We start from the raw sequence: 13778 nt of genomic DNA on the forward strand, positions 1-13778 counted from the left end.
CGGGCGGCACCCGCGTTCCGCAGGAAAAAGACCGACTTAGCGCAAATTCGGATAGAATCCCGCAGATAGGGGAGGCATTAATATGCCGCGGCGCCTCCCCGCCGCCGCTCCTGTTCCCACCGCCCCTCACGACTTTTTTGAATTCTTAAGCCGCGCCGCCGGACGTCGGCCAATCCATGAGAAAATAGACAGCGCATGAGTGATTGACGTATGAGACGTACGAGAGGGGAGAGCATATTGGATAAGAACGAGATTCAAAAGCGCATGAACGAGGCCATTCGCCTCACTGCCCCCGGACAGCCCATTCGTACCGCCCTCGACATGATTATTGCCGGGCACCTTGGCGCGCTCATCTGCGTGGGCGATACCGAGCATGTGCTTGCGGCAGGCAACGACGGGTTTCCGCTCAACATCTCGTTTACCAGCAACCGCCTCTTCGAGCTTTCCAAGATGGATGGCGCCGTCGTAATCGACGACAATCTCTCGCAGATTCTGCGAGCTAATTTTCACCTTAACCCCGATCCGTCGCTGGCAACGAGCGAAACGGGCATGCGCCATCGCACCGCTGCGCGCATGAGCGTGCTCACCGACGCCATCGTGATCTCGGTGTCCGAGCGCCGCGGCGTCGTCAACGTGTACGTGCGCGGCAAGTCGTATCAGATCCAGCCGGTCTCGGAGATCATGGCATCGGTGAACCAGCTGGTCTCGACGCTGCAGACCACGCGCGCCTCGCTCGACCGCGCCCTACTGCGCCTTACGGCCCTCGAATTGGACGACTATGTGACCCTTGCGGACATCACCGACATCTTCTCGAGTTTCGAGATTCTGCAGCAGGCGAAGGACGAGCTTAAGTTCTGCATCGTGAAGCTCGGCAGCCAAGGCAAGCTCGTTCAGATGCAGCTCGAGCAACTCGCGGGCACTTCGATCGAGAACGACTACAACCTCATGATTCGCGACTACGCTTCGGACTCATCGGAAGATAACGCCCGCCGTATCCGCAGCCTCTTTAGCGAGATGACGCCTCAGGAGCTCACCAACCCGCAGCGCGTGGCGCAGGCTCTTGGTTACGACGACCTGGACGAAGACTCCGTTATGACCCCACTCGGCCTGCGCACGCTTTCGCAGGTGTCGGTCGTGCGCGACGGCGTGGCCGAGAAGATCGTGGACGAGTACGGGTCGCTGCAGGAGCTGCTGGACGACATCCAGAAGGACCCGGAGCGCTTGGGCGACTTCGGCGTGAACAACCCCACGATCCTTGCAGACTCGCTGTATCGCATGCAGGGCAAGCGCGGTGGTGCGGCATGAGCGCATCCGAGCGGGGCGCGGCGTCGGATGCAGGCGCATCTGGGGCCGCGACGGGGCGTGCCGCCCATAAGGTCGCGGCCGAGGCGGACGGCCTCCGGGCGTTTGCCTGCGCGATCTTGGTGTGTGGCGGCTCTGGCACGCGGTTCGGCAACCCGGGGGGCAAACAGCTGGTAGACATCGCGGGCATGCCCATGATGTCCTGGTCCATCGGTGCGTTCGACCGTTCCGAGCTCGTAGGGCACATCGTGGTGGTCTGTCCCTCCGACAAGCGCGACGAGATGCGCCGTCGCGCCGTCGAGCCTTTCGCGTTCCAGACGCCCATCACGTTTGCCGATGCGGGCGCGACGCGGCAGGATTCCACCCGTGCTGGGCTCGAAGCGGTTCCCGCGGGCTTCTCCTGCGTTGCCGTGCACGACGGCGCCCGCCCGCTCATCACCGTTGAAGCCATCGACCGGGCGATTCGCGCGCTCGCGGAAGACGAGGCCCTCGACGGCGTGGTGTGCGGCCAGCCCGCCATCGACACGCTCAAGCGCACGGATGCGGACGGTATCATCCTGGACACGCCGCCGCGCACGGAGTTCTGGACGGTGCAGACGCCCCAGGTGTTTCGGACCGAGCGCTTGCGCCGCGCGTGCACCGCGGCGGATGCGACGGGGTTCGTCGGCACCGATGATGCTTCGCTCGTCGAGCGGGCGGGGGGCCGTGTGCGCTGCATCGCGAGTCCGCGCGACAACCACAAGGTCACCGTTCCGGAGGACCTGGGCCTTGTAGATGCGCTCATGCGCGTCCGTCTCCGTAACGAAGGAAGTGCGGTGGGGGTACCTCCCACTACATAAATCAGTTATCCCCCCGACGAAATCTTGACAAACTGATGCAAAATCACCACCGTTTAGATATGGTGCCGATGTGTCCTTGGGAAGCACATCGGGGCCCATTGTTGGTCAAGCTATGGTGAGGGGTCGGTATGGAGCGATTTCGGCGTGTCCTGCGGCATATTGCAGCATTCGGAAAACAGCATGCGCTACGAGCGATAAGCTTAGTGCTTGTCGTGGTACTGGCGTATCAGACAACGTTGGGAAGCGGCGTGGCGTATGCCGTGGCAGACGGCTTGCAGTCCATGCGGGAGGCAAACGAGACAGCGATCCTGCTGGACAGCGCTGGCTCTGAACCCGAAATCAAGAACGGGGGGGGGCAGTCAAAAACTGATGCGGTAGGCGACGAAGCCACTACTGGCGAGACAGAAGAAAGCGGAGCGTCTGCGCAGCCCGGGTCCTCGGAATCCGAGGGTACCGGAACGACCGAAACCCCATCGACCAATACTGACCAGGAACAAGGTACTTCCCAAACAGATGAGACGAACGCCTCGGCCGGTGAGGCTGCCGGCTCAGGCGAGGTTGCCGACTCAGATAACGGCGCGAACACGGACGGTCAGCCCACCAACGATGCGGAGCAGACCTCCCAGCAGGAGGAGCGCATCGACCCGCGCTCCTGGGAGGGTGACTTCGACGCGCTCGCGCTTTCGAGCACGGGCCTCGTCTTCACCGACCCCGAGGACGGCTACCCGGCGGAGGATATCGAGAAGGGCACGCTGCCTGATGAGCTCCGCGCTCAGCTGAACCTTGAGTTTGAGCTCGACCCCGCCCAGTGGGCCGAGAACCCGGAGAACACCCGCGCTGCGGTCATTGCGGGCGATACCGTGACCGTGCCGCTGCCCGAGAACTTTGCGCCGATCGACCCCGACGCGAAGCTCGATGTGTTCCAGCTCGACGAGAACGACGAGCCCACCACGATCCGCATCGCGACCGCCGAGGTGGTCGACGGTGCGCTCAAGATTACCTTCATCGCGCCCGAGGATACCGAGACGGGCGAGACCTACCTCGTGGGCGCCGCGCCCGAGGCGACGGACGGCTCCGAGCAGACCCCGGTGCTCGCGACGCTCCATGCGCGCATCGATCTGGACGTACTTGTGCCCGCGAGCTTGGTGGGAGACGAGGCATCCGAGCTTACCTGGACCCTTCAAGAGGACACGAAGGGCGAGAAGGACCCCCAGACCGCGACGCTTGAAGTTCCCGCGCGCGCCGAGCTGCTGGAGCAGCTGGGGCTCGCCGAGGACGAGGCCGCTGGTGACGAGGCGGACGGCGAGGGACAGGCTCCGGCGAATGAGGAAGATGTCGATGCGGTCATCGATCTTGCGGGCCAGGCGCTCAACGATATCCTGACGCGGGACGGCACGCAGACGATTTCGTACAGCTATGCCGAGCTGTCCGGCAGCGCCACTATGCGCATCACCTGGTGCGACAACAACTCGAGCGGTCGCCCCGACATGGGGGCGTATGCTGCCGGCGTGATCCCCCAGTTCCAGCTTGGCAATGGCGGTGCGTGGATTGATCTGGTGGATGCGAGCGGCAACCTCACGCAGGCGGCACGCGATGCGCTCCATATCGCCGAGGGCGAAACGCCCGCGTGGGTCCGGCAGGCGGTGGCCAGCGTCGTGAGCGTGGGTACGTGGAACCTCTCGGTGAGCGGGCTGCCGACCAAGCTGGTGACTACGACGACCGCGCCTGACTTGGATGAAAACGGAAATCCGCAGTACGACGAGCACGGCAACTTGATAACTCAGAGCACCGAGGAGCGTCAGGATATTTCCTGGCGCCTCAACGACACCAACACGCGGCCGGACGGCTACACCTACGGCGAGAACGACGGTGGTGCGACCACCAACGAAAGTGGCGATGGCCAGCGCTACCTCATGCTCACGCAGACCTACGAGTTCACCATCGAGGGCAAGCTCGGCGAGGACACTCTCAAGAAGATTTTCGGCGACACCTTTGATAACAAGGATTACGCCGACCACTTCCGCTTCAGCGCACTTATCGACAACAAGCAGGTGACTGACGAGGGCGGAGCCACCCGGTTCGGTACGATTGAGAATATGAGCGGTGGGAAGTACCCGGAGGGCCAATCGTTCAGCATCAAGTTTAGCGAGGATGACAAGACGGCGACCATCACCGCGACGCTGCCCCGCTACACCGAGGATGGCGCCCCGATCGTCTACTACGCCTATTTCGAGGATTCGGATGCCGGGACGGGCGCGGACTACTTCCAGCCGGCATACGATAACTCTGCTTCGCCGAGCCACGGCAGCTCGGTCGACGCGCTCTATGATGGCGGGACCATGACGCTGCGTCCCATGGGCACCACGAGTTACGACGCCGAGAAGGTTTGGCTCGACGGCGATAAGACCGATCGTCCTGGAGCGACCTTCACGCTTTGGCGCTACTCGATGCACGGCAGTGCGGCGACTGCCGCACAGGTGCAGCTGAACGAGGTCGGCAGTGCTGACGCCGGCGAGACTGAGCCGGGGACCTCGGTGAGCGCCGTTGGCTACGTGCAGGTCACCATTTCTGAGGATAGCCAGAGCCCCGTCGACCTCGGTGCGCTCCTCGCTGCTAAATATGGCGAAGCGGGAGAGAGCATTCTCAACAACCTGCCCAAGTATGACCCGGATGGCTACCCCTATATCTACGCCCTGCGCGAGGAGGCGACCCCGGCAGGTTACGAGACCGTCTACGGCACCGTGGGCGAGGATGGCAGCGTCTCCGACACGAATCCCAACTACACGGACGAGAACGGCAAGACGTGGCTCGACGCGCCCAACCGCACAACCGACCACTTCATCTACAACGACGGGACCATTACGAACCGCCTGACCGGCACCGTGGAGGTCGAGGCCACCAAGACTTGGGAAATCGCCGCGTTCCAGGACTCGCTTGACGACGTGGTGGTCGAGTTCACCGCGCAGAGCCGCATCAAGGGCTCGGACGATGCGTGGCAGGACACCGACAAGACGATCGACGTTGATGGCTGGAAGGCCGAGATCCTCACCCAGACGTTCAGCGATACCTTCCCCCAATACGACGCGCACGGTAACGAGCTCGAGTACCGCTGGGTCGAGACGGGCGTCACGCTCGGCGACCAGGAGACGAGCTTCGAGCGTAACGACAACGGCGGCGGCACCTTCACCCTCACGCTCCAGAACGAGGAGGGCGAGGACGAGCAGCTTGCCTTCACTTCCACGCTCGACTCGGACACGAACACCATCACGAACACCTTTGAGAACGTGACCGAGGAGCACGTTGACAAGTACTGGGAGCAGCCGGACGGTTCGCTCGCGCAGATCAAGCCGCAGGACGGCGCCTATGAGGACCATCCCGATTTGGACACGACGGGCGTCGCGCACGTGCAGCTCTTCCAGAACGGCAGTCTTGTCGGCACGTTTGAGCTGGACGGCACCACGGACGCCCAGGCCACCCCGATCGAGGGGCTTGACGGGGCGACGTATCAGGAGACGCGGTCCTATCATCTCGACTTCGAGGACCTGCCCAAGTACGACGAGGGCGGCGTGCGTTACAGCTATCTCGTGCTGGAGGCACAAACGCCCGACGGCTGGTATGCCGACCGCACCTATGACGCCGAGACCCACACCACCCGGATCGACAACCGGATCGGTGCGGGCGAGTCGTCCGAAGTCCGCATCATCAAGAACTGGAACGACGGCGACGACTCGCAGCATCGCCTCCCCGTCGCAGTGAACCTCGTGGCGCTGCACGACATGCAGTCCAAAGCGATCAACGCCGATGGGACGCCGCGCTACTCCTACGAGGCGGGCGAGGCCGTGAACGCCACGCCGATCATCCTCACGGCCGCCGAGACGTGGTATGCCGAGTACACGGTGCCGATCGGCGGCCTCACCTATAAGGACTTCAAGATTGTCGAGCTCTACCTGATCGGCACGGATGCCGACGGTAGCGAGGTGCATTATCCGGTCGTTGACAGCGAGGAGGCGCCGGGCGCTTACGATCACCTCACCACCGATCGCGAGTGGATGAACGTCGGTTGGACCGAGGGCACCGAGCGCGTGGCCACGCCAGACCACGTGTACGAGGTGAGCGCGACCGAAACTGCTGAGCCGCAGTACAACGAGGACGTGCAAGCCGTGACCGCGACGAACCGCCGTTTGGGCCTCGTCGACCTCACGGTTGTGAAGAACTGGAAGGACCAGGGCGAGCACACGCGTCCGGCAGCACAGATCGTGCTCACGAGCACCGAGTATCCGGATGCGTTCACGGCCGATACCGACGGCAACGTTTGGGTGCAGGTGAGCGACAATAAGCTGCCTGTGCTCGACAACGAGGGCAACCAGCTCAACATGCATAATCCTGCGGTGAGTGCTGATGGTACCGTGCCCGATGGTGCCGTGAGCGTGCGCGCGGCGACCGATGACGAGCCGAGCGCCGTAGTCATCACGGTCAACACCGATAGCGCTGAATACACGTCTGAATACCACTTCTTCGGTCTTCCGAAGTACGACGAGCACGGCGACGTCGTCCATTACGACGTGAACGAGGAGTGGCTCGGCGCGCACGATGAGTACTCGAGGTCGAAGAGCGTGGGCGAGTACACGGTCGGCTCGCGCCACTTCCACGATACGCAGACGTTCACGTTCACCAACACGCGCCAGGGTACGCGCGAAGTGACGTTCAACAAGCTCTGGCAGGACCGGTACGTGAATGACGACCTGCGCCAGCGCCCGGACATCTACCTTACGCTTTACCGCGTGACGGTTGGCGAGAACGCGGAAGGTCAGATCACCTATAGCGACCCGGAGCAGGTGGATGGCTATGTGCATTACCTGTGGACGGGCACCGCGGACGCGGAAAACCCGCAGTACGAGCAGAGCTGCACGATTTCCGGGCTGCCCGCCTACGATGAGAACGGCAGCGAATACATCTACTACGCGAGCGAGAGCATGTCCGCCGACGGCACGTCGCTCGACTATAAGCCTGTGTACTTCGACTACACGAATATGGCGACGGTGCACGAGGGGGAGAGCGCAGAGCCCCAAGCGGTGAACGTGGATTCCGCGTATGTGAGCGCGAATCCCACCGAGAACGGCACCGGTTGGGCGATTCATGAGGACGGCACGTTCGTGAACGCGCTCGCCAACAACCTCGTGGCACGCGGCACGAAGCTCTGGGAGGACGTGCCCGGCAACGTGAGCCAGGGGGGCGCTGGTACGGCGCTCGCCGACACCGATCTGCCCGAGGTCACCGTGTACTTGCAGCAGCGCGTGCAGGGAGAGGACTGGCCGTCTCTCACGTTCAGCAACCAGAATGGCGTGTGGACCCCCAACGCGGAGGGTGCCGTCGCTTGGACGTCCGACCTCGCACAGGTGACGACCAACCAGTACAGCTACACGCTCACGCACACCGGCGAGAACACCGCTGAGAGCGCGGCTGAGGCGATTGATGAGACGAACCCGACGCTACCTGAAGGCGCCGAGCTCTTGCCGCGCTATACCGACGACGGCCGGCTCTACGAGTACCGCGCCATCGAGGTGGTGTGGGGGCTGCTCGACCAGCCGGGCGGGTTCACGTCTGAGTGGATTCAGAGCGGCGGCGAAAACGGTGGCCCTGCCGACTTCTCCGCAATCCGCGACAGCGAAGAAGACTCCATGGGCATCTACGTGATTGAGCACGGAGAGACAGGCTCGTTCCTCATCAGCAACATCTACAGCTCCCCGACGGGCAACCTCACGGTGCAGAAGCACTACACCGGTCGCGAGGCGGGCGACCGCTATCCCGACACGACGTTCGACGTGTACCGGTATTACGTGAACGAGGACGGTGTCGAGAGCGAGCACGCGCTCGTGGACAGCGTGACGCTCACGAACGACATGCTGAGAGCAGAGGAGCCCGAAAGTCTTGATGGCCTGACGGTTGAACATGCCGGAGAAGAAACGACCACGGCCCAGTACACCTTCAGCGGCCTTGATATCTACGCGCCCGACGGCAGCTACTGGCAGTACTACGTGGTTGAGCACAACATCAACGGCTACACGACCACCGTGGGCGTGGGCAATCTTGGCACCGATGCGGTGACCGACGCCGGCGAGGCCGTCGATGGTGGCGTGAGCTCCGGTGTACTCTGCCCGGAGGAGGGAACCGCTGACGCACCTGAGCCTGGCGACGGGCAGGCTACGCGCGAGGTCACTGGCACCGTGCTTGCAGAGATGAATGGTGACCAGGTTGAAATGGGCGAAGACGGCCAAGCTGTGACCGACACCGACCCCGACGTGACCTTCAAGAACAACTATGCGACTAAGGACACCGATCTTACCGGTACCAAGACCTGGAGCGACTTCAATAACATCTTCAACCTGCGCCCCACGGTCGAGGAATTCACAGAGGGGCTCACTGTTAAGCAAATTGGCAATGGTGCCGAGACCGATATCACGAATAGTCTCCAGAGCAAAGACGAGAACAATCCGTACTACTTCACGGTTACAACCTCAGAGGGGTCAAGCAACTACACCATCAAGCTCAACAACGTCCCGTTGTACGCCCCGGACGGTACCGCTTACCGGTACCGTATCACCGAGAATCTGAGCGGCATGGTGCTCGGCGAGACGGGAGACACGGGCGAGTCCGATGCCGGTTCGCAGGAGACGGCGGACGGCTACTACACCGCCTCGAATGAGTCCTCCATGGTGACCGCGGGCTCCGATGGCCAGTTCAGCTTCACCAACTCCCTCAAGGGCCAGGCAACGGTTAAAAAGGTGTGGCACGACGGAGGCGATCCGTATGGTCTGCGCCCGACGTCCGTGACGGTGCGCCTGCAAGCGCGCTACACCTATGCGGGCGGCGAGACCGGTGACTGGCAGGATCCGGTTAAGATTCTCAATGATCTTGGATATTGGAAAACCTTCGCCTCGCAATTTGAGACGGAGGATGCTGCGCGCGCGTTCTTCCAGAAGACCCTGAACGCCGACAACGGCTGGCGCGCCTCGTGGACGGACTTGCCCACGGCCGGGCGCGGCACTGCTGAGGGTCATGCCGGCATGCTCTTCACCATTGACTACCGCGTGGTCGAGGTCGCGATTGGCGACCAGGAAATCGACCAGCCTGAGGGTACCGGCGAGAACTACAGTTTCCAGTACACGCCGAATGAGGGCGGCGAGTACCACCCCTACCAGCCCGCACAGGACAGCTGGACGAACGAGAACGGCCATAGCGACACGACCATATCCAACGCGCTCGAGGGTACCAGCATCTCGGCCACGAAGTCGTGGGACGACTCCGACAACGTCTGGGGCACCCGTCCCGGAGGAAATAATTGGTCGGTGACGTATCTGCTGCAGCGCAAGCTTGGGGCCGATGGCGACTGGACCTGGGTTGTGGGGTATGGCGATCCTGAGGCAACCACTCCGCTGGATAGCAATATCGTGCGCGAGACGATTACCGCGAGCGATGAAAACGGAACGGCCACATGGGATAACCTGCCGATGTACGCGATGTACGACACGAATGGCAAGGCATACGAGTACCGCGTGGTCGAGCAGGTGCCTGGCAGCTATGACGTCGAGGGCGGCACGGAAGTTGACACAGCGACCGCCAATGGCGTGACCTATCGTTATTACGTGGTCGATTCCACGGAGGGCACAGGCGACGCCCCCGATTCGCAGACCTTCACGAACGACCTGCGTACGACGACCCTCACGGGTACGAAGAAGTGGGACGACCACGGCACGGGCCTTGCGAGCGGTCTGACCGAGGACGACATGCCCACGATGACGCTCTATCGCGCCATTGTGACGGGACGGGATGCCGAAGGAAACCCGACATCGTTCGGTGGCGCTGAGCCGGTCACGTATCACGGAAGCGATGACGGTCAGCCCACGTGGACCGTCAGTGGCGACACCTGGACCTTCACCTATGAGGGCCTGCCCGCCGCGAACGAGGACGACGTCGAGTACGTCTACTGGGCGGAGGAGCAACCCGGTTCCGCCGGCTACTACCCACTCTACGGGAGTGAGAATCCGGCTGGCGCGTCGCATGATGCTGTCGGCACAACGATCGACACGCCTGCGACTGCCGGCACGGACGGCTCTCAGACCAACGAGCAGATTACCAACGTCGCGACGCAGCTCACGCTCGACAAGGTCAGCGATTTCAGCGGCGATACGGAGGACTTCGATGGCGTCGAGCTGCGTGTGACATCGCGTGATGGCAACACCACCTACGCCCGATGGATAAAGAATGCCGATGATACCGTGCAGACCTACACGTGGGTGAACGGCACGACGGCGCCTGAGGAGACGGGCGATGCCGTGAGCCGTACGGACGGGCTGATCGTCGGGCTCCACGCCGGCGCGTACCAGGTCAACGAGGTCGCCGAAACCGTACCCGAAGGGTATGCTCTCGCCGATCCGGTGAACTTCGAAATCGAGACTAACGGTACCGCAGCTACGGCAGGCTCTGTGACGACCGAGACCGAAGGCGGCATCCATACCATCGAGGTGACGGCGACCGATCCGGTGTTGCGCGCGCATCTCCAGCTCATGAAGTATGTGTCGGCTGATGGCTCTGCTTCCGGACAACCACTTGCCGGAGCGAAGTTCGATCTGTATCGTGATGGCTATGACGATCCGATTGCTCAAGGATTGACCTCGGATAATGAGGGCAAGGTTACAACAAACAGCTCTGCAAACGGCAGCATCAATCTGTCCGAGGCGTTCCAAAGTGACCATGGTGGCAAGTACACCACGCTTGCCGACGGTCTGCCCGAGGGCACGTATTACTTCGTGGAAACCGATGCCACGACGGGTGCTGTTATGCCCGATGCGACGAAGTCTCCGGAGCTGAAGATCACGCAGACCGATCACGGCACGATTGTGTCGACGATTGCTGGCAGCGACGATCCTGCCCAGATGGGCAACGAGGACTTCTCGGCAACCGTGAAGCTGCACAAGTACGATTCTGTGACCAATGACCCGGTGTCCGGCGCCGCGTTCACGGTGGTGTTCACGCCTGAGAAAGGATCCGCAACCACGCTGGATGACAGCTGGGCCGAAGCGGATGGGACCTTTAGAAAGACGTTCTCCACCAATGAGGACGGTGTGCTTACGCTCGACAATCTCGAGAAGGGGAGCTACACCGTAACCGAGGCATCGAACACTGGCTATGAGAGCGGCGGCTTCAGCGCTACGTTTGCGATCTCTGAGGTTGACGACGACCAAACGTATGACATCACGACGACGGATGACGAAAACGACGCCGTTAAGGCCATCAGCTTTAAGGTGACAAGCGGCGACGGAACGTTCGTCGATGGCGAGGGCATCCCCAACACGCCGAAGCGCGGCAGCGTGACCATGACCAAGCGCGGCGCGAACAACACGGCGCTCAACGGTGCGACCTTCGAGCTGCAGCGCCTGGGCGACGACGGCACGACGTGGGAGACCATCGCCGAGGACCTCGTGACCGGCCAGAGCTATGCCATGAACGACGAGAACAGCGCTCTCGATGGCGCGGGCGAGGCGGGAACAGCCGGGCAGATCACGGTGACGAACCTCCTGTGGGGCACGTACAAGTTCGTAGAGACCGCACCGGCACCGGGTTACATCGGTGTCGATGACGAAGGCACCGCCCTTGAAAGCAAAGAGGTGACCGTCAATCGCACGAATGGCCTCAACGCGGCAGCCTTGGCAGGTACCGTAAAGAACGCCCCCACGAGCCTTGAGCTCAACAAGCAAAACGACGTAGGACAGCCACTTGAGGGAGCCGCATTCCAGATCGCAGCACAGGGCGACTCCGTGTTTGCCAACCCGGACGCCTTTGCTGCGGGCACCTATGACGAGGCCACGAAGACCGTAACGCTCCCGACTGATTCCACGGGGCACATCGAGCTTACCGGCCAGCTCGTCGTGGGTGGAACCTACACCGTCTACGAGAGCGCGGCACCGAGCGGCTACGACCCGGCGGACGGCGTGCTCACCATCGAAGTGCAGCCAGCTGGTTCGCTTGAGGTTCAAGGCGAGCTGCCCGACCGCTACGCGCGGGCGGATCTTGACGAGGACGGTAACGCTGACAACGCCTGCTCCTTCATGGTGACGAACCTCCACGAGGAGATTGAGCTGCGCAAGGTGAGCACGGACAACCCGGACGTGCCGGTTGAGGGGGCGGTGTTCACGCTCACCGGCATGTGCATGGATAACAACTCGACGCACACCTATACCACAGACGAGGACGGTGTCATCAAGATCGATGATGGCCTTATGGGCGGCGTGCGCTATGCGCTGACCGAGACCACGCCTGGCGCGGGCTACGTCGCGCGCCCGGACACGCTCTACTTCATGATGGACACGCGCGGCGAGATTCAGGTGACGGACGCTCAGGGTAACCCGCTTGACCAGGCAAACTGGCCTGCTGGCTACACGGTTGACGAGGACGGCATCTCGCTCACGGTGACTGACGAATCCGTCGACCTTCAGATCGCCAAGATCGATCCGGATGGAAACCCGCTTCCTGGCGCGGTCTTCCGCGTGACGCCGGCGCCGGGCACAAATACCACGTTTGCCGACGGCAGCGCAGAGGTCCAAGACCTTCGCACGGGCGAAGATGGCACCTGCTACTGGGGTGCGAAGCTCGTGGTGGGCGGCACCTACGACATCACTGAGGTCTCGGCTCCTGAGGGCTACGAGCGTGTCACGGGCACCATGCGCGTAACGGTTGCCGATGACGGCACCATTAACGTCGTAGGCTCCGTGGGCGCGGACGGCGAGCTTGACGGACAGCTTCCGCCGACGGGATATGAGAAGGTTGCGGACAACGCGTTCGAGGTCCAGGTGACCAACAAGCCGGTTGAGATCTCGATCATCAAGGTCGACGGCGACGATCATGCGCGCTATCTGCCCGGCGCTACCTTCGAGGTGACGGGTGCCTTCGCCGGCTCGAATGAGAAGGAGACGCGCCGGTACACGGTCGATGCCACGGGCGAGCTCATGGGTATCAAGAACATCTCTGCCGAGCTCAAAAGCGGCGAGACCTATGAGCTCACCGAAACTGCGGCACCCGCAGGGTACGAGTTCATCAAGGGTACCCTCTCGTTCAAGGTGAACGAGAACGGCACCGTTGAGGCAGTGGGTGATGTGCCTGCCGGTTATAGCATCGAGCAGGACGGCGTCGCCATCGTGGCAGCGGATGAGCCTATCGAAGTCTCCTTCGCCAAGAAGGACCTGGGCGATACGAACCTTGCGGGAGCACGGTTCACCCTTTCCGGTACGTTCGTGAACGATGCGACGCACGAGACGTCGCAGCAGTCGATTCCGTTCGACACGACAAATGAGGCGTTCACCTTCGACGCTCTTTCCTACGAGGGGGCGACCTACAGCCTGGTTGCCGGGCAGACGTACGCGTTGACCGAGGACACGGCACCTGCTGGCTATGAGAAGCTGCCTGCGTTCAGCTTTACCGTGGCGGATGACGGCACCATTACGGTGGCGAACGATTCCACCGAGGCCACGGATGGTACCCCCGGCTATGTCATCGACGAGCAGGGCGGCACGGTTACGCTCACGGCGCATGATCGTCCCATCGAGGTGCGCCTGCAGAAGCGCGGCTCCGACGCGGGCGGCT

At 62.4% G+C, this 13778-nt stretch carries 3 protein-coding genes; all 3 read left to right on the top strand.

Annotation, left to right across the window (positions count from 1 at the left end; translation table 11 throughout):
* Nucleotides 1–210 precede the first annotated feature (210 nt).
* On the top strand, nucleotides 211–1305 hold the full coding sequence (disA, locus tag HGEM_RS02350; protein WP_413464558.1) for a DNA integrity scanning diadenylate cyclase DisA: 1095 nt from the start codon (nucleotides 211–213) through the stop codon (nucleotides 1303–1305).
* Nucleotides 1302–2141, top strand: a complete 840-nt coding sequence (gene ispD, locus HGEM_RS02355) for a 2-C-methyl-D-erythritol 4-phosphate cytidylyltransferase (protein ID WP_019127801.1) — start codon at nucleotides 1302–1304, stop codon at nucleotides 2139–2141. Before disA ends, ispD begins: the two co-directional genes overlap by 4 nt.
* A gap of 248 nt (nucleotides 2142–2389) precedes the next feature.
* The coding region (locus HGEM_RS02360) for a SpaA isopeptide-forming pilin-related protein (RefSeq protein ID WP_035100571.1) at nucleotides 2390–13778 on the top strand (11389 nt) is incomplete at its 3' end.

Origin of the sequence: Enorma massiliensis phI (assembly GCF_000311845.1) — a bacterium.
Lineage (GTDB): Bacteria > Actinomycetota > Coriobacteriia > Coriobacteriales > Coriobacteriaceae > Enorma > Enorma massiliensis.